The sequence below is a fragment of the Plantactinospora sp. B24E8 genome, from assembly GCF_039871735.1.
Taxonomy (GTDB): domain Bacteria; phylum Actinomycetota; class Actinomycetes; order Mycobacteriales; family Micromonosporaceae; genus Plantactinospora.
Genome location: NZ_JBDPMH010000026.1, coordinates 29634 through 51761, shown reverse-complemented (window position 1 = coordinate 51761; position 22128 = coordinate 29634). Strand labels below are relative to the sequence as shown.

The window sequence follows — 22128 nt, the reverse complement described above, 5'->3', positions numbered from 1 at the left end:
GGCCCGCTCACACGAACTTCTCGGTGGCGAGGAACTCGACCAGTTTGATACCGCCGGCGCCGTCGTCGGTGATCCGCTGCCCGACCGAACGCGGCGGACGGCGGTGGTGGCTCAGCACCTCGGTCGTCGCGCCGGCGGCGCCGACCTCGCCCGCCGGCACCCCGAGGTCGGCCAGGGCGAGGGTCTGCACCGGCTTCTTCTTGGCGGCCATGATGCCCTTGAACGACGCGAGGCGAACCTCGTTGATGGTGTCCCAGACCGAGACGACGGCCGGGGTGACGGCGGTGACCACCTCGTAGCCCTCCTCGGTCTGCCGTTCCACGGTCAGCGTGGCGCCGTCGATGGTCAGCTTGCGGGCGCCGGTCAGCGCCGCGACACCGAGGCGTTCGGCGAGCATGTGCGGCATCACCTGGACCCGGCCGTCGGTCGACTCGGCGCCGCAGAGCACCAGGTCGGGGTTGAGCTGGCCGAGCGCGGCGGCGAGCACCCGGGAGGTGGTCACCGCGCAGGAGCCGGCCAGCGCGTCGTCCAGTACGTGCACCGCCTTGTCGGCGCCGAGCTGCAGCGCCTTGCGGATCGACTCGGTGGCCTGGGCCGGTCCCATGGTCAGCACGGTCACCTCGCCGCCGTGCGTCTCCCTGATCCGCAACGCCTCCTCGATGGCGTACTCGTCCATCTCGTTGATGACGTTGCTTGCCGACCCCCGGTCGACGGTGTTGTCGTCACTGCGCAGGTTGCGGTCCATGCTCGAATCGGGCACCTGCTTGACGAGTACGACGATGTTCATCGCGCTTCGACGACCCTCCTGTTGATGGCGATCCCGCCGTCGGTGAACAGCGGTCCCGCCGTCTGCAACGCTGCCCGCCCGGTTAGGTCCGGGCACCCCTCTCGTTACCTTAACGATCGGTCAGGCGTCCCGGGCGACCAGCATTCCGGTCGACGGCACGACGCTGCCCACGCGGCTATGTTACCCACAAGTAGCATAGGGTCCCGAAACCTCCGAAGTGACCCGGGTCACCGCCCGTCGCACCACCGGCCGGGACCGCTGACGCCGACCGGTCAACCCGGAGCAGCGGACGACCGCCCGTCAGCCGGCGGAGTCGAGCGCCTCCCGGATGCTCGCGATCATCGCCGCCTCGTTCGGGCTGATCCCGTCGTGCGCCCGGGCCACCTCCTCGGTGGCGTCCAGCACCGTCGAGCGGTAACGGGTCGCCTCGTCCGGCGCCTTCGCCCGCAGGACCTCCATCGCCCGCCGCAGCCCGGGCAGCACCGTCGCCCGTACGTCGTCCGCGCCGGTCGGCAACTGTGGCAGCGCACCGGTGGTGAGCACCTCCTGGACCAGACCGGAGGCCTCGGCGAAGGCGTTCGACGCCGCGAGGCTCTCCTTGATCATCGAAAGCGCGCCCGGTTCGGCATTGGACACCAGGAAAACCGCACCGAAGGCGGCCCGCTTCAGGTCCGCCCGTTCCTCGTCGGTCAGCGTCTGCGTCACGGCTTCGGAGTGTAGACGTAGGGGGTCGTGGTGGTGACCGTGACAAAGCCGAGCCGCTGCAGGATCGGCCGACTGTCGTCCGAGGCGTCCACCTGCAACAGTCCGAACCCGCGCGCCTCGGCCAACCGCGCCCGGTAGGCGACCAGCGCCCGGTAGATCCCCCGACGCCGCCACTGCGGCAGGGTCGAGCCGCCCCACAGGGTGGCGAACCGGGTCCCCGGGACGTACCGCACCCAGGCGGCGCTGACCAGCTCACCCTCATCGCTCTCGGCCACCACGATGGTCAGCGGCGGCTGGTCCAGCATGGCGCCGGCAGCCAACTCCCGGGCCAGACCGTCGGCCAGCCAGCCGCCGTCGCCGCCCCAGATCACCGACTTGAACCCACCGATCCGGTCCAGGTCCGCCCGGGCGGTCACCTCACGCAGACGTACGCCCTCCGGCAGGACCGGCAGCGTCGCCGCCAGCGACGCGACCGGACCGATCACGACGGTCTCCTGCTCCTCCGGCTCGAAACCGGCGGCCCGCAACCGCTCCGGCAGGTCGGCCGGCTCGTCGTGGCCGTGCAGCTTCCACTCCACCTGCTGGCCGAGCGCGGCGAAGTGGTCCCGCTGCCGCACGATCAGCTCGTCCAGCTCCGCGCCCTGCAGTCCGCCGAGGTCCCGGTAGGTGAGGAAACCACCCCGGTCCAGTCCCTGGATCCGCAGCAGCGGACCGTCCCGGTCCACCGTCACCCCCTCCGGCACCGGCTCCGGCGGCCGGGCCCGCAGCTGGGCGTCATACGCGGTGAGCAGCAGATCGGCGTCGAGATCAGTCACCTGACCAGGCTATGCCGCCCGTCCACCGGATAATCGTGATCGTGCTCCGGGCGATCAGAAACTGGTTCGACCCACGGGAACTCCGTGAGGTCGGCGAAACTCCCGACTACCGCTTCTCGCTCGCCAACGAACGGACCTTCCTGGCCTGGCTGCGTACCGGACTGGCGCTGGTCGCCGGCGGACTCGCGGTCGCCCAGTTCCTGCCGCCGATGCCGGTGGCGCACCTGCGCGAAGCACTCGCGGTCGCCCTGCTGCTGCTCGGCGGGACGGTCGCGGTCCGCGCCGTCGACCACTGGGCCCGGGCCGAACGCGCCATCCGGCTCGGCGAGGAACTGCCCGCCTCCCGGTTCCCGGCGCTGCTCGCCCTGCTCGTCGGGCTCGGCGCGGTACTGCTGGTCGTCGCCGTACTGGTCCAGGCGGTCCAGCGCCGGTGACCGGCGCCCCGGATGCTCCGCGCGCTCCGGCCTCGTCCCGGGACGCCGGACTGGCCCGGGAACGGACCCGGCTGGCGTGGCGGCGTACCACCCTGTCGGTCACCGTCGTCGCGGTGCTCGCCGGACGGCTGGCCCTGACCCGGGGCACCGTCGGCGCGGTGGCCGCCGCGCTGGCCGGGCTCGGCTGGCTCGCCGTACTGGTCTGGACCGTGCCCCGGTACGGCAGCCGGACCCCCGGCGCCGGACGTACCCTGCCGCTGATCGCCCTGGTCGTGGCCGGATTCGCCATACTCGGCGTGCTGCTCGTGCTGACGCCGGTGCGCTGAGCTGACCCGGTACGTCATCATGGCCACATGGTCCGCCTCTATGCGCTCCTCGCCATCGTGCAACTCGTCCTGGCCGTCGTCGCCCTGATCAGCTGCCTCTCGGCGGAGGAGGACGAGATCCGGGCGCTTCCCCGGATCGCCTGGGTCCTGATCATCCTCTTCTTCCCGCTGGTCGGCTCGATCGCCTGGTTCGTCGCCGGTCGACCGCAGCCCGCCCCGGGCAGCGGCGCCGCAGGCCTCCGGCCGAGCGGCGGAGGTGCCGGGCGCGGTCATCGTCAGGTCGCGCCCGACGACGACCCCGAGTTCCTCCGGTCGCTCGACGAGAACCGGGCGAAACAGGACCGTCAGATGTTCGACCGCTGGGAGCAGGACCTGCGCCGCCGGGAGGAGGAACTCCGCCGCCGGGAGGCCGGCGACCCGCCCCGGGAGCCGGACAAGCCGGAGAGCTGAGCCCGGCACGCCGGTCCGCCCCACGGCACAGCCGCACGCCACACCGGCGTCATGTCGGTACGGCGGACCGGGGTCACCCAGGCACAATCGACGACGTGCAGATCGGGGTGCTCGGCCCGCTCGAGGTGACCGCCGACACCGGGACACCGGTGGCGGTCGGCGGTGCCCGACTGCGCCGGCTGCTGATCCTGCTCGCGCTGGAGCCGGGCCGGATCGTCGACACCGGCCGGCTGATCGACGGTCTCTGGGCCGACGCCCCGCCGGCCGGCGCGGCCAACGCGCTGCAGGCACTGGTGTCCCGACTGCGGCGGGCGATACCCGGCCTGCCGGTCGAATCGCACCCCGTCGGCTACCGGCTGGCGGTGGATGCGACGGCGGTCGACGTCCACCGGTTCGAACACCTCGTCCGCACCGGGCGGGACCTGCTGGCCTCCGACCCGCCCGGTGCCGCGACCGTGCTGGCCGACGCGCTCCGGCTCTGGCGGGGACCGGCGCTGGCCGACGTCGCGGACGCCGACTTCGCCCGCGCCCCGGCGGCCCGCCTCGACGAACTGCGGCTCACCGCCACCGAGCAGCGCGTCGAGGCCCGCCTCGCGGCCGGCGAGGCCGCCGCCCTGGTGCCGGAACTGCAGGCCCTGGTCACCGCCCATCCACTCCGGGAACGGTTCGCCGGGCAGCTGATCCGGGCGCTACGGGACACCGGCCGGGCCGCCGAGGCGCTCACCGCGTACGCCCGACTGCGCGGCACCCTCGCCGACACCCTCGGCACCGAGCCGTCAGCGGAACTCGCCACCCTGCACCTGACCCTGCTCCGCGACACGGCACCGCCACCTCACCCGACCGCCAGCGACAGCAACGGCGGCCCGGTCCCGGCCCGGTCGTCCACGGCGGCGCCGGAACCGACGCACAACCTGCCCACCCCGCTGACCAGTTTTGTCGGCCGGGCACCGGAGATCAGACGGGTCGGCGCACTCCTCACCGACGCACGTCTGGTCACGCTCACCGGCCCGGGCGGCGCGGGCAAGACCCGGCTGGCGATCGAGTCGGCGCGTACCCTGCTCGGGCAGGTGCCGGACGGCGGATGGCTGGTCGAACTCGCCCCGGTCACCGACGGCGCCGAGGTGCCGCAGACCGTGCTCCAGGTGCTCGGCCTGCGGGAACCGGGCCTGCTGGCCACCGCGCGCAACCGGGCCGCCATCCCCGAACCGTCGCCGGTCGACCGGCTCGCCGCCGCCATCGGCACCCGGCGGATGCTGCTGCTGCTCGACAACTGCGAGCACCTCGTCGACGCCGCCGCCCGGCTCGCCGACCGGCTGCTCGCCACCTGCCCCCGGCTGCGGGTGCTGGCCACCAGCCGGGAGCCGCTGGGCATCACCGGCGAGACGCTCTGCCCGGTCGACTCGCTTCCGCTGCCACCGCCGGACGCGGATCCGGAGATCGCGCTGACGTACCCGGCGGTGGGGCTGCTCGCCGACCGGGCCCGCGCGGTACGCCCCGACTTCACGGTGAACACCGGAAACGTCGCCCCGGTGGTCCAGATCTGCCGCTCCCTCGACGGCATGCCACTCGCCATCGAACTGGCCGCCGCCCGACTGCGCAGCATGACCCCGGCCCAGGTCGCGGACCGGCTCGACGACCGGTTCCGGCTGCTCACCGGCGGCAGCCGGACGGCGCTGCCCCGGCACCAGACCCTGCGCGCGGTCTTCGACTGGAGCTGGGAACTGCTCGACGACGCCGAGCGCGCCCTCTGGCGTCGGCTGGCGGTGTTCAGCGGCGGCGCCACCCTCGACACCGTCGAGCGGGTCTGCGCCGCCGACGGGCTCACCCCGGCGGTGCGCCCGGAGGACGTCCTCGACCGACTGGCCGCGCTGGTGGACAAGTCGCTGGTGGTGGTGGGCGGCGACGGCGAGCCGCGCTACCGGATGCTGGAGACCATCCGGGAGTACGGGCTGCGCCGGCTGGCCGAGGCGGGCGAGGCGGAGGCGGTACGCCGCAGCCACGCCACCGATTTCCTGGCCGTGGCCCGCCGCGCCGACCAGGGGCTGCGCCGGGCCGACCAACTGCGCTGGCTCGGCTGGCTGGACGCCGAGCACGACAACCTGCACGCCGCCCTACGCTGGGCGATCGGGGCCCGGGACGCCGGCCTCTCGGTCGGGCTCGTCGCGGCCCTCGGCTGGTACTGGTGGACCCGTGGCCTACGGATCGAGGCGGTGGAACTGGCCAGGCCGGCGCTCGCCCTGCCCGACGTCGAGCGGGTCCCTCCCGAACAGCTCGGCGTCGCGCAGCTGATGGCCGCGATGAACCTGCTCAGCACCGGTGAGTTCACCGAGAGCGTGCACTGGCTGGCCAGCGCCGCACGGACCGCCGCGGGGCACGAGGCCGACGAGCCGATGCTGCGCCTGATCGGACCGGTCTCCGTCGTCTTCCACGTTGACAAGGCGGCGACGGCGGTCGACGTCCTGGTCGACGGCTTCGCCGACCCGGACCCGTGGGTCCGGGCGGTGAACCGGATGTTCCGCGCCCACCACGAACTCAACTTCGGTCGGTCCCTGGAGGTCGCGGAGGCCGACACCCGGGCCGCGCTCGACGGGTTCCGGTCCATCGGCGAACGCTGGGGTACCGCGTACACCCTGGCCGCCCTCGGCGATCTGGCCAGCCGGCGCGGCGAGCCGGCCCGGGCCGCCGCCCTGCGCGGCGAGGCGCTGGAACTGATGCGGGTGGTCGGGGCCGCCGAGGACCTGCCGGTGATGCAGGCCGGACTGGCGCACGACCGGTGGCGGCTCGGCGACCGCGACCAGGCGTACGCCCTGCTCGCCGACGCCGACCGGCAGGCCGGGCGGATCAGCGACAACGAGTGCCGGGCCGCCGTCGCGCACATGTACGCCGAACTGCTCCGGCTCGACGGCGACCTCGTCGGGGCGCAGCGGCGGCTGACGCAGGCGGGCGACCTGGTCAGCGAACGCCTCCTGGCACCGCAGTGGCGGGCGACGCTCGCCTCGTCGAACGGCTACCTGGCCGGCATGCTCGACGATCTCCCGGCGGCCCGCGGGCACCACGACCAGGCGCTGACCTGCGCGCTGGAGTTCTACGACGCTCCGGTGCTGGCCACCGTGCTGGTCGGCTACGCCGACCTGGCCCTGCGCACCGGTCGGTCGACCGCCGCCGCCCTGCTGCTCGGCGCGGCGTACGCCCTGCGGGGTGGCGCCGACCTGTCCAGCCTCGACGGGCTACGGGTCGAGTCGACGGCCCGCGAGATCCTCGGTGAGGCCGCCTTCGCCGAGGCGTTCACCCGAGGTCGGAACAGCGACGTCACCCCCGCCGCACTGCCACACCTGGTCCGGACCCAGCTCGACTGATCAGGTCCGAACCGGCTCGACCACCCAGGTCCGGTTCGGCGGATCCGCCGCGGCTGCGCCGAGCCGGACCGGGTCGGCGGGTCAGACCCGGCGGCGGACCGCCCGGACCGCCAGCGGGGCGAAGACCAGCACGATCCCGAGCGCCCAGAGCAGCGAGGTGACGATCGGCCGCGGCTGCGGACCGGAGACCAGCAGCCCACGCAGCGCGTCGGCGAGGGTGGTGACCGGGTTGACCTTCACCCAGGCCTGCAACCAGCCCGGCATGCTCTCCGTCGGTACGAAGGCGTTGCTGGTGAAGGTCAACGGGAAGATCACCACGAAGCCGAATACCTGCACCTTCTCCGGATCGCTGGCCAGCACCCCGACCAGCACCGAGAGCCAGGACGCGGCCAGGGTGAAGACCAGCAGCAGGGCGACCGCACCGAGCAGGCCGGACACCCCGGTGCCGACCCGGAAGCCGAGGATCACCCCGACCCCGAGCAGCAGCCCGATCGACCACGCCTGCTTGACGGTGTCCGCGAGGATCCGGCCGGCCAGCGGCGCCCACCGGGCGATCGGCAGCGACCGGAGCCGGTCGAAGAAGCCCTTGGTCAGGTCCATGTTCAGCCCGAAACCGGTGGTGAGGGTGGCGAAGAGGGCGTTCTGCACCACGATGCCGGGCAGCATGAACCGCAGGTACTCACCCGGGCTGTTCGCGATCGCGCCACCGAAGACGTACGTGAAGAGCAGCACGAACATCAGCGGCTGGATGCTGAGGTCGATCAGCTCCATCGGGTTGTGCTTGATCTGCACCAGGCTCCGCCAGGCCAGGGTCATGGTGTGCCGCAGCCCGGTCAGTGGTCCCGTCCGGTGGCCGGGCAGGGCAGCCGGTGCGTTCAGAACGCTCATGCCCGCGCCCCTTCCAACTGGTCGGCACGGGAATCCCCGCGTTCCGGTTCTCCGGCGCGGTCGGCGTCCGGTTCCTCGGCCCGGTGGCCGGTCAGCGACAGGAAGACCTCGTCCAGGCTGGCGCCCCGCAGAGCGAGCTCGGCAACGGTCACCTCCGCCTCGTCGAGCCGGCGGACCACCGCCGGCAGGGTGTCCCCACCGCTCACCGCCACGGTCGCGATCTGCTGGTTGAGTTGCGGCTCGGCACCGGTGACGTCGCGGAGCACGGCGAGCAGCACCGGCAGGTCGGCCGGGTCTGCGGGGCGTACCACCAGGGTCTGCCCACCGACCCGGGACTTGAGCTCCTCCGGCGGTCCGTACGCGATCACCCGACCGTGGTCGACCACCGCGATCTCGTCGGCGAGCTGGTCCGCCTCCTCCAGGTACTGCGTGGTCAGCAGCACCGTCACCCCCGAGTCGACCAGGTCCCGCACGATCCCCCACAGCTCGGTACGACTGCGCGGGTCGAGCCCGGTGGTCGGCTCGTCCAGGAAGAGCAGCCGGGGCCGGCCGACCAGGCTCGCCGCCAGGTCCAACCGCCGTCGCATCCCCCCGGAGTACGTCTTGGCCGCCCGGTCCGCCGCGTCGGCGAGGTGGAAGTCGGTGAGCAGCTGCCGGGCCCGGGCCCGGGCGTCGGCCCGGGACATGCCGAGCAGCCGGCCGATCAGCAGCAGGTTCTCCGTCCCGGTGAGGGTCTCGTCGACCGAGGCGTACTGGCCGGTGAGGCCGATCGTCTGCCGGACCTGGTGCGCCTCGCGGTGGATGTCGTACCCGCCGACGGTGGCGGTGCCGGCGTCCGGGCTCAGCAGGGTGGCGAGCACCCGTACGGTCGTGGTCTTGCCCGCGCCGTTCGGCCCGAGCAGGCCGAAGACGCTGCCGGTACGGACCGCCAGGTCCACTCCGGCGAGCGCCGTGGTCGCGCCGAAACGTTTGACCAACCCTTCGGCGCGGATGGCGTGACTCATCAAGGTTCTCCCATCGGTGTCCTGGTTCCCACCCTGACCAACGGGGCTGACTCGGCGCTGACATCGGGCGGAGCGCGCTGACATCCGGCTGACAGGGGCCGGTTCCATCGGGTTCCGGCAGTAGCGGATCCGCCGGGAGTCGGACATTCCGTATACCCGGGTACGGCGGCGGCCATAGCATGGCCCATCGGTGCACCCCTCGTACCGCTGTTCGGCGCGCCCCCGTGGCGCCCGGGGCGAAGGAGAGGGTGCGATGACGCACGAGGTGGTCGCCGGGCCGGTCCGGCCGCCGGACGGGCCGACGGGGTCGACGGGCCAGGCGGATCGGCAGCCCGACCACCGACGGCTCCGGCCGCCCCGGATACCGTTCGGCGTCGGCACGTACCTGCTGGTCCAGGCGGTGCTGTTGTTCTGGTGGGCGGCCCGCTATCCCGGACTGTTCAGCCCGGACTCCCTCGACCACGTCTGGCAGGCGACCAGCGGCAACTGGAACACCCACCATCCGGTCGCGTACACCGGGCTGGTCTGGCTGTCGATCCAGCTCACCGGCGGGGTCGGCGCGTTGACCCTGGCGCAGTGCTGCGGCCTGGCGGCGGCCCTGACGTACGCGGTCACCGGGCTGCGCCGGCTCGGCGGACCGGCCTGGGGCTGGACCACGGCGGCGGTCGTGGTCGTGGTGCTGCCACCGGTCGGCACGTTCGCCGTCTGTGTCTGGAAGGACGTGCCGTTTGTCATCTGCCACGTCTTCCTGCTCGGCACCCTGGCCCGGCTGGTCGACCGGCGCCGTGCCGGCGCCGGCACCCCGCTGCCCGGGGCGCTGCTCGGCGCGCTGCTGGCCGGACTGACCCTGGTCTGTCTGTTCCGGCAGAACGGTTTCCTGGTCGCGCTGATCGTCACCGGGCTGGTCGCCGTCCTGGTCCGGGGCACCGCACTGCGGGTACTGCTGGCCGGGGTGCTGGCCGCCACCATCGCGCTGCTCGCCAACTGGACCCTGCTGCCCGCCCTCGGCGTGCGGGACAGTGGCTCGGTCGTCGCCTACGAGTCATTCCTCGGCGACCTCGCGGTCGGCTACGACGCCGCGCCGCAGGACTTCCCGGCCGCCGACACCGCGCTGATGGCGACGGTGGCCCCACTGGCGCACTGGCGCGGGTCGGCGAACTGCTACACCGTCGACCCGACGGTCTACGATCCCGACTTCGACCGGCAGGCCGCCGCGGCGCACCGCGACGAGCTCCTCTCCGCCTGGTGGCGCCTGGTGCGCCGGGCCCCCGTGACGGTGTTGGAGGCACGCCTGTGCCGGGCCTCGGTCGCCTGGCGGCCGACCCCGGCCGGGATGCTTTCCGGCAACCCGACCGCCTGGGCGTTGCCGATCTACCTGGAGCGGGATCCCCGGTTCCACACCGCCGAGGTACGGGCGGTCGCCTTCACCCAGCCGGTCAGCGAACGGGCGAGCCGGCTCGCGGACAGTCTGTCCAACCGGATCGCCGGGCCGGAGTGGCTGCTGTGGCGCGGTGCCACCTGGGCCTGGCTGGCGTACCTGGTCGTCGGGCTGCTCGCCTGGCAGCGACGGGAACGGGCGGTACTGGTCCTCGCCGGGCTGAGTCTCGGCAACCAGCTCTCCGTGCTGCTGGTCAACAACGCGCAGGCGGCCCGCTACATGACCGCCCCGGTTGTCCTCGGCATCCTGCTGTTGCCGCTGCTCGCCGCCGGGCCGCCCCGGCCGCGTTCCGCCCTGGCCGACCCGCGCCGTGACACCGGCCCCGAGCCGACTTCGCCGCCACTGCAGGTCAGCAACGTCACCATCACGCCCGCGTCCGCCGCCGACCCCCCGCCCGACGACTGGTTCTGGTCACCGGACCGCTTCGGCCCCGGCCGGTAGGTGTGCCGGATGGTCTGGTAGGTTTCGCCGCTGCCGTGACCACGAACGACCTCAGGAGGTGAGACCCATTACCGCTATCCGGCCGGGTGCTCCCCTCCCCACGGCTGAACGGCCCCGCTGACGGCGGCCGTCGGGAGCGCCCACGAGGCATCCCGAAAGGCGACGAATGCCCACCTACCCCGGCTCCGACGGAGCCATGCTCTACTTCGACGACCACCGGACCGGCGACCAGCGGACCGGCGAACGGCGCCACGACCAGCAACACGACAACAGCGACGACGGCGGTAACCGGCTGCCGGTCGTCGCGCTCGCCGGCGGCGCGGCCCTGCATCCCGCCTACCTGGGCGACCTGGCCGGGCTGGGTGACCGGGAACGGCTGATCGTGCCGCACCTGCGGGGCGTGGGACGGTCCCCGCTGCCCGCGTCGGTCGAAGCGGCCTCGTACTGGCGGCAGGCAGAGGACCTGGAACGGCTCCGACTGCACCTCGGTCTCGACCGGTTGCTGCTGTTCGGGCACTCCGCCGGCACCCGGCTGGCGACCAGCTATGCGGTGCGGTACCCGCGACGCCTGGCCGGTCTGGTCCTGGTCACCCCGCCCGCCGGTCATCTGGTCGACGTACCCTCCGACGTCGGGGAACTGCGGGACCGGCGGCGGACGGACCCGGCGTTCGCCGCCGCCGTCGCCGCCTGGGAGGCCGGACCCGAGATCCTCGACGATGCCGGGTTCAACGCCTGGCAGCAACGGGTGGCGCCGCTGGCGTACGCCGCCTGGGGCGGGACGGAACGGGCCCACGCCGCCACCGCCCGGTACAGCTACCGGGCGAACCGGGCGTACTTCAGCGTCGAGCCGCCGCCGGACCTCGCCGACCGGCTCGGTGTGGTCACCGCCCCGGTGCTGGTCGTCGCCGGCGCCGAGGACTGCAGCGCCGGGGTCGCCCCGGTGGTGGCGCTGGCGAAGCTCTTTCCGGCCGGCGAGGTCGCGGTGATCGAGCGGTGCGGCCACCATCCCTGGGTGGAACAGCCGGCCGCGTTCCGAGACGCGGTCGACGGTTTCCTGCACCGGCTGCGGAGCTCGGCGGCGAGCTGACCGACCGGCGTGCGGCCCGGCGGGCGACAGTACGCCCGCCGGGCCGCTGCAGGAGCAGAGTCAGGCCAGGTTGGACGATCGCGGGTACGCGTCGGCCGGGTCGGTCAGCACGTTGACCAGGTACGGCACCCCGGCCGTGAAGGCCCGTTCCAACGCCGGCCCCAGGTCGGCGGCCTTGGCCACGGTCTCCCCCGCCCCGCCGAGCGCGGTGACCACCTGGTCGTACCGGAGTTCCGGTTGCAGGTCGGCGGCGACGTCGTAGCCGTAGATGGCCTTCATCGGGTGCTTCTCCAGGCCCCAGATGCCGTTGTTGCCGACCACGATCACCACCGGCAGCTTCTGCCGGACCAGCGACTCGACGTCCATCAGCGAGAACCCGGCCGCCCCGTCGCCCATCAGCACACAGATCTGCCGGTCGGGGTAGCTGACCCTGGCCCCCATCGCGTACCCCATGCCGGTGCCGAGGCAGCCGTACGGGCCGGGGTCGAGCCAGGTGCCGGGCTGCGCGGGTTCGAGGTAGCGGCCGGCGTACGAGACGAAGTCGCCGCCGTCGCCGATGGTGACCGCGTCCGGGGCGAGGATCCGGCGCAGTTCGCCGTAGACCCGGGCCGGTTTGATCGGGTCGGTTTCGGCGGCCATCGCCGCCGCGTCCTTGGCCCGGGCGGCGTCCTCGGCGGTCCGCAGGTCGGCGATCCACGACTCGTGGTCGGCCCGGTCGCCGGTGTGGTCGGCGAACGCGGTCAGGATCAGCCGCAGGTCACCGGCGGGGCTGACCGCCGGCTCGACGTGGCTGGCCCGCTGGCTCGGCGCGTCGACGACGTGTACCACGGTCGCGTCACCGAAGTCGCCGAAGCCGAGCCGGAAGTCGAGCGGGGTACCGACGACCACCACCAGGTCGGCGCCGGCGAGCGCGACCCGCCGGGCCTTGGCGAAGCCGAGCGGATGACCGGGCGGCAGCGCGCCCCGCCCCATGCCGTTGGTGAAGACCGGTACCCGGAGTGCCTCGGCGGCCGCCCGCAGCGCCTCGACGGCGTCTCCGGCGTACACGTCGGAGCCGGCGATCAGCACCGGACGCTGCGCCCGGGCGATCAGGCCGACGGCGGTCGCCACCTCGTCCGGGTCGGGCTCCAGCACCGGTACGGTCGGCGCCACCGGGTCCGCCCCACCGGTCGAGAAGACCACTTCGAGCGGCAGGTCGAGGAAGACCGGTCCCCGGTGCGGGGTGAGCGCGGTGTCCAGCGCGCCCGCGACCGCGCCGACCACGTCGTCGGGGTCGAGGACCGTGCCGGCGTGCTTGGTCACCGGGGCGACCAGCGGCACGTGGTCGATCTCCTGGAGGCTGCCGGCGCCCCACCGGAAGGCGGGTGCCCTGCCGCCGAGCACCAGCACCGGTGACGCGTTGAAGTACGCGCTGGTCAGCCCGGAGATGCCGTTGGTGACTCCGGGGCCGGCGGTGAGGACGGCGAGCCCGGGCCGGCGCTGGAGTTTGGCGACCGCCTCGGCGGCGAAGACGGCGGACTGTTCGTGCCGGACGTCGTAGATCGGGAACCCGGTCCGGTGCGCGGCGTCGTAGAGCGGGAAGACGTGCCCGCCGGAGAGGGTGAACATCTCCCGTACGCCGTATCCGCGTACCGCCGCGAGGGCGAGGTCGCCGCCGTGTCCTTCGATCCGTCCGGTCATCGCTTCGCCGCTCCCGTCATCCGCCTCCGATGTTGCTGCGAGGTTACCGGCCGGTCAGGAAAAACGTGAGGATCGCTCGCCTACCCTCGTCGGGTTGCTGTGCCCCTCCGGGGTCGGCCCGGCTCAGCGCCCGGTGAAGTCCGGCTTGCGCTTCTCGACGAAGGCGGCCATCCCCTCCCGCCGGTCGTCGGTGGCGAACAGCGCCGCGAAGAGCTGACTCTCCCAGGCCAGCCCGGAGGCGAGGTCCATCTCCAGTCCACCGTCGACGGCCAGCTTCGCCGCCCGCAGCGCCTGGGCCGGGCCGGTGACGTACGGCCGCACCATGGCGACCGCCTCGGCGTACACCTGGTCGGCGGGGACCACCCGGTCGGCAAGGCCGATCCGCAGCGCCTCGGCCGCGTCGACCATCCGGCCCGTCATGATCAGCTCCTTGGCTCGGGCCGGGCCGACGAGCCGGGCCAGCCGCTGGGTGCCACCCGCGCCGGGGATGATGCCAAGTTTGATCTCGGGCTGGCCGAGTTTGGCGTCCTCGGCGACCACCCGCCAGTCACAGGCAAGGGCGAGTTCGCAGCCGCCGCCGAGGGCGTACCCGGTGATCGCCGCGACGACCGGCTTCGGGATCCGGGCGAGTGCCCCGATCGCGCTGGAGAGGTCGGCGGCCCGCTGCGCCACGTCGACGTACGACATGTCGGCCATCTCCTTGATGTCCGCGCCGGCCGCGAAGACCTTCTCGCCGCCGTAGACGATGACCGCCCGGACCCCGGGGTCGGCGGCGACGACGGCAGCCGCCTCCCGCAACTCCTCCTGGACCTGAATGTTCAGGGCGTTCATCGGTGGCCGGTCCAGCCGGACGGTACCGATGCCCTCGCTGATCTCCACCCGGACGAAGTCGCCCACAGCCCACCTCCACGTCGAAGTCGCGAGGCTCACCCTAACGGGCGTACCGGCCGGCCGAACCCGAACGGGTGGTCTGCGGATGTCCGCCCCGGGCGGCGATTCACCCTGGCCCATGGCGGGTAACTTTGACTGTCGGGCCCAGCACGTCGAACTCGGTCGAGGCGGAACGACGATGACCACGTACTACGACGACCGTCAGGTCCGGATCACCTCGGAGGCGGTCCGGGTCGCCGGGCGGGCGTACCCGCTGCGGGAGATCAACCGGGTGTGGCACGTCCGGGCCGGCCGGCGCTGGGGGGTCCTGGCCGGTCGGGGTGCGCTGCTGGCCGCCCTCGCCGGCCCGCTGGCCGCCGCCGTGCTCGGGCTGCTGATCGCGGTACGCCTGCACGCCTCCCTCGCGGTCACCGTCGGCGTCGTCGGGGTCTCGGTCCTGCTCGGACTGGCCGCCGCACCCGTCGCCGACCTGCTGCTCGACCGGGTTGACCGCAGTTACGACCGGGGCAGTCACCGGCTGGAGATCTGGGCGCAGTGCCGGGGCGGACCGGTCCGACTGCTGGTCACCGCCGACGCACTGCGGTTCGGTCAGATCTACCGCGCGCTGGAACGGGCCGTCGAGCAGCGGACGGTCCACGCGGTCCGCCGATGATCCGTTACAGAAACTGTTCCATGCCCGTCCGCTGCCGTAAACAAATTGCCTGGCCGGCGGCCGGTCGTTACCAAGTCGGCAAGGTCATCTCAAGGATTCGCGAATGTCGTTCATCTAACAGAGATGGTCACTTCTCGGGGCGGGACGGCAATCGACGCCCGTCGCTAGCATCGAGCCACTCCGACAACAGACCTCGGGAGGTTTGATGCTGGCGATGCGCACACCTGCGCGCATTCTGGCCGTGGGGGCGACCCTTGCCTTCGCGGCGCTGCTCACACCGACGTCCGCGTTCGCCGCGGTACCCTCCACGGCCGAACTGGCGGGCATCGCGGAAAGCGTGCTCGTCACCGAGAACGCGGCCCTGCTCTCCGGGGCCGCCCAGAGCCGGGCACTCGCCGGTGCCCGACCGGCGGTCGCGCCGAGCGCGGCCGACACACTCGCCGCCCGGCAGGCCGTCCAGGCCGACCGGGACTTCGCCCGGCGACTCGCCGGCGCCGAGTTCAGCTCCGTCGACACCACCGTCACCGTCGTGTCGAGCACCGGCAGCGGCACCCGACGCGACGCCGAGGTGGTGGAGGAGACCACCTACCGGTACGCCGGTTCGGCGCAGGAATACCACTACACGGCCCGGCACCAGGTGCGCTACCTGCTGGTCGACCAGAGTTGGCGACTGGCGGGCATCACCGCGCTCGACCCGGCCAGCGAGTTCGGCGCGGCGCAGCTCACCCGGGTCGCCCGGGTCCCGGAGGCGGTCCGCCGGGCCGAGATCGCGCAACGGGTCACCCCCCTGCGCGCCTCACTGGCCACCAACCGGAGGGCCCTGGCCGCCGGGGACGCCACCAAGCTGGCCAACCGTCGGGTGCCGGCCGCCGACGCGGAACGCGCCACCCCGGACAAGACCGAGCGGGTCGGCGCGACGAGTACCGTCGGCCGCCCCGCCGACCGACCGCTGCCCGCCCCCGACCGGGTGGCGCAGCCGATGGGCGGCGAGGGCCCGCCCCACAACTACCAGGCGATGGTCGACTTCGCCCTCTTCTACGCGACCGACAACCCGGTCACCTACACCCGGGACACCAACGACTGCACGACCTTCATCTCCTGGGCCCTCTGGACCGGCCGGTACGCCGAGGCCGGCTCCGAGGACTACCCCGCGGTGCTCTGGAACCACGACGACTACGACGTCTGGTACTGGCGCTGCAACGACTGCACCCCGATCCACTCCTACACCTGGGGTGGCGCGACGAACTGGAACATCTACGAGAACAACTACGGCGGCCGGGTGACCTTCATGCCGTACCTCGATGATCTGCTCATCTCCGACGTCATGCAGATGGAGATCGACGGATACGGGGAAACCGACGCACCCGACCACACCATGATGGTGACCGGACGCGCTTCGGACGGCTGGCCACTGCTCAGCTATCACAGCACCGACACCGAGAACAAGCCGCTCTGGGACATCATCTCCCAGAACGACGGGCCGTACTGGGCCGCGCGTACCTGACGTAGCGGTCTACCATCTGAACAATCACACATGCCATTTCCGAATGGGACGAGGGAGGCAGCCGAAATGTTTTCCGGTCTGCGTGTGGCACCGGCCGTCGCTGCCGCCTCCGTCACGCTCGTCACCGCCGCTTCCCTGAGCGCCTGCGAATCCACCGGGGCCGCGCAACAGGCTGGCGAGCAGTGTCCGACGCCCACCGCCGCCGCTGTCCGGGAGCACGCCTCCCGGGCGGCGGCGGTGTTCCGGGCGACGATCGAGGAGCAGCCGCTCATCACCGACGGGGTGACCACCACCCGGGGCCTGGTCGCCCGGGTGGACGGGACGCTCGCCGGTGCCGGCGTGCCGGAGCGGGTGGCGGTCTGGCCCGGGGTGGACACCCCCGCCGAGAGTGACCTGCTCGGTGTCGGCACCGTACTCGTGGTCTTCGCCCGGCCACACGATCGGCCGACCACGGTCGACGGCACCCCGCTGCCCGGCTACGACATCACCGGCACCAACGCCCTGCTCTCCCCGGTGCCGGAGGGCGTCGTCCGGATCTGCAAGGGCGGACGCAGCGCCCCCGCCGCCGCCTCGGTCCTGGACGAGGTGTGAACCGCGCCGCCGTACCGACCATCGACAATCGTTGACCGGCACGCTTTGCTGGACTGGTGACGCTCTATTACCGGGACGACACGGTACGCGTAACCTCGGCCGCCATCCACGCCAACGGTCACGCGGTGCCGATCTCCGAGCTGACGTACGTCTGGCACGTCCGCGGGCCCGGCACCGCCCGGACCCGGTCCCGGCTGCTCGGCCGGGGCGTCCTCATCTTCCTCTTCTCGATCCCACCGCTGGTCGCGATGATCTGCGTGCTCTCCCTCGCCTACTCGGCGCACGACCGGGGGCAGTGGCAGCTCGCCGCGATCATCCTGGCCGCCTGCGTGGTCGGCGCGTTCGCCCTGACCCCGTTCCTGGAACTGCCGCTGACCTGGCTGGACCGCTCCTACGAGCGGGGTGTCCGGGTGCAGGAGCTCTGGGTGCAATGGCACGGCCACGAGATCATGCTGGTCCGGACCTCCGACGCGCTCCGGTTCGGCCAGATCTACCGCGCGGTGCAGCGCGCCATCGAGCAGCACGGCGGAGATCGCTGAGCGGAGCCGGGCCGCGGGGCCGAACGAAGCCGCAACAGGTCGGGTACTGCCGGCCATAGTTGGACGTGACCATCCAGATGCAACCGTCGGACCAGGAGCTGTGGTCGGCCTCCGAGACGGGTGACCCGGCCGCCTTCGGCCGGCTCTTCGACCGGTACGCCCGGACGGTCCACAACCACGCGTTCCGGCTCACCGGGTCGTGGACGACCGCCGAGGACGTCACCCAGTCGACGTTCCTGGTCGCCTGGCGGCGCCGGGGCGAGGCCCGGCTGGTCGACGGTTCCGTGCTGCCCTGGCTGCTGGTGGTGGCTATTAACACGGCCCGGACCGAGTGGCGGTCGGCACGACGGTGGCGGGCACTGCTGCACCGGATGCCGCCCGAGCGGAATGTGGACGGGGATCCGGCCGACGAGGTCGCCGGGCGGCTCGACGACGAACGGCGGGCAGACGGTGCTGGCGATGGGAGCGGACGAACTCTCCCCGACGCTGCGCCGGGCCACCAACTGGTGCCTGGAACGCAACGACGAGATCCACCAGATCCCGCTCACCGTGGACAACCTCGCGGTGGCCGCCCAACGGTCCCACAAGGCGGTGATGCTGTTCCTGACCGGCTCGGCGTACTTCGAGTGCAGCGTCGACCTGACCCCAGGCGGGGAACTCACCGGTGCCGTGGGCAGCGAGCCGGGTTGCGGGCCAGAGACTGGCTGCCCGGTCTGGTCCAGCGGATGTTGCTCACCTCCACCGAGATGGACAGCGGCGAGGTGGCGGTCGGCGGTCGGGTCAGTGTCCCGGGTGCGGCGGCTGGTATTGGAGCACGGCGACGGTCGGCAGACCCGGGCGCGGCTGACCAACGGCGCCTTCGGCCTGGTGAGCAGGGGGGACGTGACCGACCGGGCCGAACTGGTCGGCTACGACCGCGAGGGTCGGGAGATCGTCCGGCAACTGCTCTTCCCTCCGGACGAGGAGCAGGACCGCTGCTACACCGCCCCGGACGGCACCGTCGTCTACGGCAAGGCCGACCAGGACTGTCGTCCGGCGGAGCCCTGGGGGTTCTGAGGCGCGACGGTCACCGGTCGCCGGCGGCCGGCCGGACCACCGGCCGTCGGCACCCTCGGTAATGGATCTTGCGGGCTTGATGATCTTCGTTTGATACTCGCTGCGGCCTCGTCCCCCGGGCCGGGTCACGGTCGGCCGCTCGGCTGACATGGCCGTCGACAAACAGCGAGGAGAACCCTTGAGGCTCAACCGATCGCGGGCCGGCCACGCGGCCGTCAGCGCGGTGGTGGCGGCCGCCCTCACCACGGCGCTGCCGCTGCCCGCCACCGCGCAGACCCCCACCGAACCCCCGCCGACCACCGCGCCCGGCCGCCTCGGCCAGGCCGACCCGCACAGCCTGGAGATCCCGCTCATCACCGGCGACCGGGTGCTGTACCACCCGGCCGGCCGGGTCACCGGCCTGATCCGGGCGAAGGGCCGGGAGAACGTACCGGTGCAGATCCTCGACAACGGCAGCTCGGTCGAGGTCGTCCCCGCCGACGTACGACCACTGATCAACAGCGGTGTGCTGGACGAACGGCTGTTCAACGTCACCGAACTGAGCCGCCCCGAGTACCGGGACCGCGACGGCCTGCCGATCATCGTCACCTACCGGGAGAACCGGTCGGCCCGGCTGCGGGCCGGCGACGGTGTCGACGTACACGCCGCCCTCGACTCGATCAACGGCGAAGCGCTGACCGTCGACGCCGACAAGGCGGCGGACGTCTGGACCCGGCTGGCCCGGCCGACCGGCGCCCTGCGGTCCCTGGACGTCGCCCCCGGGATCAGGTCGATCGCCCTGGACGGGATCGTCGAGGCGGCCCTGGACGAGAGCGTTTCGCAGATCGGGGCGCCGGCCGCCTGGGCCGCCGGCTACGACGGCAGCGGGGTCAAGCTGGCCGTCCTCGACTCCGGTGTCGACACCGACCACCCGGACTTCGCCGGCCGGATCGGCGCCGCGGTGAACTTCACCGACGCCGCCGACGCCGAGGACCACAACGGGCACGGTACGCACGTCGCCTCCACCGCCGCCGGCACCGGCGCCGCCTCGGACGGCCGCTACCGGGGCGTCGCCCCCGGAGTCGAACTGCTCAGCGGCAAGGTCCTCGACGACCGCGGCTCGGGCTTCGACTCCGGCATCATCGCGGGCATGCAGTGGGCGGTCGACCAGGGCGCCGACGTCGTCAGCATGAGCCTCGGCCAGTACGTCGGCGCAAACGTCGACCTGAAGGAGGCGGCCCTCGAACAGCTCTCCGCCACCTCCGACACCCTCTTCGTGGTCGCCGCCGGCAACGCCGGCCCGAACGACGGCATCCTCGGTTCCCCCGGCACCGCAGACGCCGCGCTGACCGTCGGCGCGGTCGACGGTGCCGACCGTCTCGCGCCGTTCTCCTCGCGCGGTCCCCGGGTCCGGGACGGCGGCATCAAGCCGGACGTCACCGCCCCCGGGGTCGACATCACCGCCGCCCTCCCCGGCGGCGGCTACGGCACCATGTCCGGTACGTCGATGGCGACCCCGCACGTCTCCGGCGCCGCCGCGCTGCTCGCCCAGGCCCGTCCGGACTGGACCGGCCAGCAGCTCAAGTCGGTCCTGGTCAGCTCCGCCCGCCCCGGCGGCCACACCCCGTACCAGCAGGGATCCGGGCGGATCGACGTCGCCGCCGCCCTGCGGCAGACGGTGGTCGCCGAGACCGGCTCGGTCAACTTCGGCGCCGTGTCGGCCCCGGACGACAACGTACCGCCGGTCACCCGGGAGATCAGGTACCGCAACCTCGGCGACCGGGACGTCACCCTGGACCTCGCGGTCACCGGTGACAACCCCGCCGGCATGTTCAGCCTCAACGCCGACCGGGTGACCGTGCCGGCCGGTGGCACCGCCACCGTCCAGGTCACCGCCGACAGCCGGGCCGGTGGCGACCGGTACGGCAGCTACGGCGTCTACGTCGTCGGCACCGGGGACGGGCAGACCGTCACCACCGCCGGCGTACTGCGCCGCGAACCGCCGGTGGTCACCCTCACGATGAAGGCCGTCGACCGTACCGGCGCACCGGCGACGAACTGGAACGCCACCGTGTACGACATGAACAACCTGCGGGTCTACTACCCGGACATGCACGACGACGGCACCGCCACCGCCGAGCTTCCGGTCGGCGACTACCGGATCGAGGCGTTCCTGCGCTGGCAGCCGGACGGCACCGAGACCGGCGACGACTGGCTGGTCATGCCCAGTTTCGACCTCACCGAGCAGAACACCAGCGTCACCTTCGAGGCGAACGACGCCCGACCGGTCCGGCTCACCCCGCCGGACAAGAAGGCGAAGCAGGCCGGCATCACCGTCGGCATGCTCTGGACCCGGCCCGAGGACGGCTTCCGGTACCTCAACCAGTGGATGGGCGGGCCCAGCCCGGACGGGTTCCGCACCGGACAGCTCGGCCACGCCCCCGACAGCTGGGACATCACCGGCCTGGCCATCACCGACTGGCAGCGCGGCAACGTCGAGTACCACCTGTCGGACCGGCGGGACGGCTCGTTCTACACCGGGCTGAACCGGCAGACGCCGCAGAAGAAGCTCGCGCTGATCCGTACTCGGCTGGGCGCCTGGCTGCCCGACCGGACCGGCTGGCTGTTCACCGGACCGACGCTGCTCGGCTCGTCCCAGGCCACCGCCCAGCCCCTGCCCCGGGCCGTCGACGTCTACGTCGAGACCGGGGTGACCGCCTGGGGCCTGAGCCTCATGCAGAACGGCCCGGACGGCGTCGAGGCGTACTACTCCGGGGAGAATGTCAACTTCGAGGCGGGCCGGACGTACCAGCAGGACCTGAACATCGGCGTGTTCGGGCCGTACCTGCGGGAGGGCAACGGCGTGCTGCGCCGGGGCGACCAGATGGGCGGCATCCTCAACCCGACCACCGACGGTGCCGGCAACTACGGCGACAGCCTGGTCACCTCGGCGCAGACGGTCCTCTACCGGGACGGCAAGGAGTACGCCACCGCCGACACCCACCTCGACCTCGTCGTCTTCGACGTGCCGGCGGAGCGGGCCAGGTACAAGCTGGTCAGCACGATCCACCGGGACGCCCCGGTCTCCAGCGAGATCAGCATGGCCTACACCTTCACCTCGGCCCGGCCGGCCGGGGAGGAGACGGTGACGCTGAACGGGACCGTCGTCCGGTTCACGCCGAAGCTGGGACTGGACTCGACCGCACCGGCCCATCGGCGGTTCAGCGTGCCGGTGGCCGTACAGGGGCCGGGCGCGGAGGACGTGGCCGAACTGACCGTCTCGGTCTCCACCGACGGTGGCCGTAGCTGGCGGGAGGCCCGGCTCAAGCACGGTGAGATCACGGTCAAGAACCCCGGCCGGGGCGGCGGCGTCTCGCTACGGGCCGAGGTTGTCGGCCGGGACGGTACGACGTTGACCCAGACCATCATCAACGCGTACCGGACCGCCTGAGTCACATCGGACGGGTCCTCCGGGCCGTCCCGCCGAGCGGCGGAGCGGCCCGGA

Annotated in this window: 19 protein-coding genes and 1 pseudogene; 13 read left to right on the top strand and 7 right to left on the bottom strand. The window is 72.6% G+C overall.

Annotated features, from left to right (window positions below; genetic code table 11):
- Positions 1-7 precede the first annotated feature (7 nt).
- The 3 genes from ABGB21_RS27440 to ABGB21_RS27430 form a co-directional block, all read right to left on the bottom strand.
- The gene (locus ABGB21_RS27440) at positions 8-787 is read right to left on the bottom strand and encodes an electron transfer flavoprotein subunit beta/FixA family protein (protein WP_347680213.1); all 780 of its coding nucleotides are present in this window, start codon (positions 785-787) and stop codon (positions 8-10) included.
- A gap of 300 nt (positions 788-1087) precedes the next feature.
- Positions 1088-1492 carry a hypothetical protein gene (locus ABGB21_RS27435; protein WP_347654664.1) on the bottom strand — a complete coding sequence of 135 codons (405 nt, stop codon included), beginning with the start codon at positions 1490-1492 and terminating at the stop codon, positions 1088-1090.
- Positions 1489-2307: a GNAT family N-acetyltransferase gene (locus ABGB21_RS27430; RefSeq protein WP_347680211.1), complete on the bottom strand. Its 819-nt coding sequence runs from the start codon at positions 2305-2307 to the stop codon at positions 1489-1491. Before ABGB21_RS27430 ends, ABGB21_RS27435 begins: the two co-directional genes overlap by 4 nt.
- Before the next feature lie 41 nt (positions 2308-2348).
- Here ABGB21_RS27430 and ABGB21_RS27425 point away from each other — a divergent pair, with 41 nt between their 5' ends.
- From ABGB21_RS27425 to ABGB21_RS27410, 4 genes are all read left to right on the top strand, one after another.
- Entirely contained in the window at positions 2349-2741 is a 393-nt protein-coding gene (locus ABGB21_RS27425) for a DUF202 domain-containing protein (protein ID WP_347654662.1), read from the top strand.
- Complete coding sequence (locus tag ABGB21_RS27420; protein ID WP_347680209.1) at positions 2738-3067, top strand: DUF202 domain-containing protein; 330 nt, start codon at positions 2738-2740, stop codon at positions 3065-3067. The genes ABGB21_RS27425 and ABGB21_RS27420 overlap by 4 nt, the downstream gene beginning before the upstream one ends.
- Positions 3068-3094: 27 nt before the next feature.
- Complete coding sequence (locus ABGB21_RS27415) at positions 3095-3517, top strand: PLD nuclease N-terminal domain-containing protein (protein ID WP_347654660.1); 423 nt, start codon at positions 3095-3097, stop codon at positions 3515-3517.
- 95 nt (positions 3518-3612) lie between these two features.
- Entirely contained in the window at positions 3613-6873 is a 3261-nt protein-coding gene (locus tag ABGB21_RS27410; protein WP_347680207.1) for a BTAD domain-containing putative transcriptional regulator, read from the top strand.
- 81 nt (positions 6874-6954) lie between these two features.
- Here the strand turns inward: ABGB21_RS27410 and ABGB21_RS27405 are convergent, their stop codons facing one another.
- Together ABGB21_RS27405 and ABGB21_RS27400 are read right to left on the bottom strand one after the other, a co-directional pair.
- Positions 6955-7761 (bottom strand): ABC transporter permease, encoded by an 807-nt coding sequence (locus ABGB21_RS27405; protein ID WP_347654658.1) that lies wholly within the window; start codon positions 7759-7761, stop codon positions 6955-6957.
- Positions 7758-8765, bottom strand: coding sequence for an ATP-binding cassette domain-containing protein (locus ABGB21_RS27400; protein ID WP_347680205.1), 1008 nt, complete (start codon positions 8763-8765; stop codon positions 7758-7760). The genes ABGB21_RS27405 and ABGB21_RS27400 overlap by 4 nt, the downstream gene beginning before the upstream one ends.
- A 253-nt stretch (positions 8766-9018) precedes the next feature.
- Here ABGB21_RS27400 and ABGB21_RS27395 point away from each other — a divergent pair, with 253 nt between their 5' ends.
- A complete protein-coding gene (locus ABGB21_RS27395; RefSeq protein ID WP_347654656.1) occupies positions 9019-10644 on the top strand; it encodes a hypothetical protein in 1626 nt (541 codons plus the stop codon).
- A 166-nt stretch (positions 10645-10810) separates the two neighbouring features.
- Complete coding sequence (locus ABGB21_RS27390) at positions 10811-11731, top strand: alpha/beta hydrolase (protein WP_347654655.1); 921 nt, start codon at positions 10811-10813, stop codon at positions 11729-11731.
- Positions 11732-11791: 60 nt separating this feature from the next.
- Here ABGB21_RS27390 and ABGB21_RS27385 read toward each other — a convergent pair whose 3' ends face one another.
- Together ABGB21_RS27385 and ABGB21_RS27380 are read right to left on the bottom strand one after the other, a co-directional pair.
- Positions 11792-13411: an acetolactate synthase gene (locus tag ABGB21_RS27385; RefSeq protein WP_347654654.1), complete on the bottom strand. Its 1620-nt coding sequence runs from the start codon at positions 13409-13411 to the stop codon at positions 11792-11794.
- Positions 13412-13534: 123 nt separating this feature from the next.
- Positions 13535-14308, bottom strand: a complete 774-nt coding sequence (locus ABGB21_RS27380) for an enoyl-CoA hydratase-related protein (RefSeq protein WP_347654653.1) — start codon at positions 14306-14308, stop codon at positions 13535-13537.
- A gap of 172 nt (positions 14309-14480) precedes the next feature.
- On the opposite strand from ABGB21_RS27380, the gene ABGB21_RS27375 reads away from it, so the two are divergent.
- The 7 genes and pseudogenes from ABGB21_RS27375 to ABGB21_RS27345 all read left to right on the top strand — a co-directional run bounded on the left by ABGB21_RS27375 (position 14481) and on the right by ABGB21_RS27345 (position 22074).
- The gene (locus ABGB21_RS27375) at positions 14481-14954 is read left to right on the top strand and encodes a DUF6232 family protein (RefSeq protein WP_347654652.1); all 474 of its coding nucleotides are present in this window, start codon (positions 14481-14483) and stop codon (positions 14952-14954) included.
- Between the two features lie 214 nt (positions 14955-15168).
- Positions 15169-16458, top strand: a complete 1290-nt coding sequence (locus ABGB21_RS27370; RefSeq protein WP_347654651.1) for an amidase domain-containing protein — start codon at positions 15169-15171, stop codon at positions 16456-16458.
- Positions 16459-16542: 84 nt separating this feature from the next.
- A complete protein-coding gene (locus ABGB21_RS27365; protein WP_347654650.1) occupies positions 16543-17049 on the top strand; it encodes a hypothetical protein in 507 nt (168 codons plus the stop codon).
- Between the two features lie 56 nt (positions 17050-17105).
- A complete protein-coding gene (locus tag ABGB21_RS27360; protein WP_347654649.1) occupies positions 17106-17588 on the top strand; it encodes a DUF6232 family protein in 483 nt (160 codons plus the stop codon).
- A gap of 77 nt (positions 17589-17665) precedes the next feature.
- A pseudogene (locus tag ABGB21_RS27355) lies at positions 17666-17926 on the top strand (sigma factor); the annotation flags it as partial.
- A gap of 121 nt (positions 17927-18047) precedes the next feature.
- Positions 18048-18644: a hypothetical protein gene (locus ABGB21_RS27350; RefSeq protein ID WP_347654708.1), complete on the top strand. Its 597-nt coding sequence runs from the start codon at positions 18048-18050 to the stop codon at positions 18642-18644.
- 178 nt (positions 18645-18822) lie between these two features.
- On the top strand, positions 18823-22074 hold the full coding sequence (locus ABGB21_RS27345) for a S8 family serine peptidase (RefSeq protein ID WP_347680203.1): 3252 nt from the start codon (positions 18823-18825) through the stop codon (positions 22072-22074).
- Positions 22075-22128 lie beyond the last annotated feature (54 nt).

Bases quoted from the DNA above. Each gene is read 5' to 3' on its own strand.
- ABGB21_RS27375 (WP_347654652.1), top strand. From the start codon at position 14,481: ATGACCACGTACTACGACGACCGTCAGGTCCGGATCACCTCGGAGGCG.
- ABGB21_RS27400 (WP_347680205.1), bottom strand. From the start codon at position 8,765: ATGAGTCACGCCATCCGCGCCGAAGGGTTGGTCAAACGTTTCGGCGCG.
- ABGB21_RS27350 (WP_347654708.1), top strand. From the start codon at position 18,048: ATGGGAGCGGACGAACTCTCCCCGACGCTGCGCCGGGCCACCAACTGG.
- ABGB21_RS27440 (WP_347680213.1), bottom strand. From the start codon at position 787: ATGAACATCGTCGTACTCGTCAAGCAGGTGCCCGATTCGAGCATGGAC.
- ABGB21_RS27370 (WP_347654651.1), top strand. From the start codon at position 15,169: ATGCGCACACCTGCGCGCATTCTGGCCGTGGGGGCGACCCTTGCCTTC.
- ABGB21_RS27385 (WP_347654654.1), bottom strand. From the start codon at position 13,411: ATGACCGGACGGATCGAAGGACACGGCGGCGACCTCGCCCTCGCGGCG.
- ABGB21_RS27390 (WP_347654655.1), top strand. From the start codon at position 10,811: ATGCCCACCTACCCCGGCTCCGACGGAGCCATGCTCTACTTCGACGAC.
- ABGB21_RS27395 (WP_347654656.1), top strand. From the start codon at position 9,019: ATGACGCACGAGGTGGTCGCCGGGCCGGTCCGGCCGCCGGACGGGCCG.
- ABGB21_RS27415 (WP_347654660.1), top strand. From the start codon at position 3,095: ATGGTCCGCCTCTATGCGCTCCTCGCCATCGTGCAACTCGTCCTGGCC.
- ABGB21_RS27405 (WP_347654658.1), bottom strand. From the start codon at position 7,761: ATGAGCGTTCTGAACGCACCGGCTGCCCTGCCCGGCCACCGGACGGGA.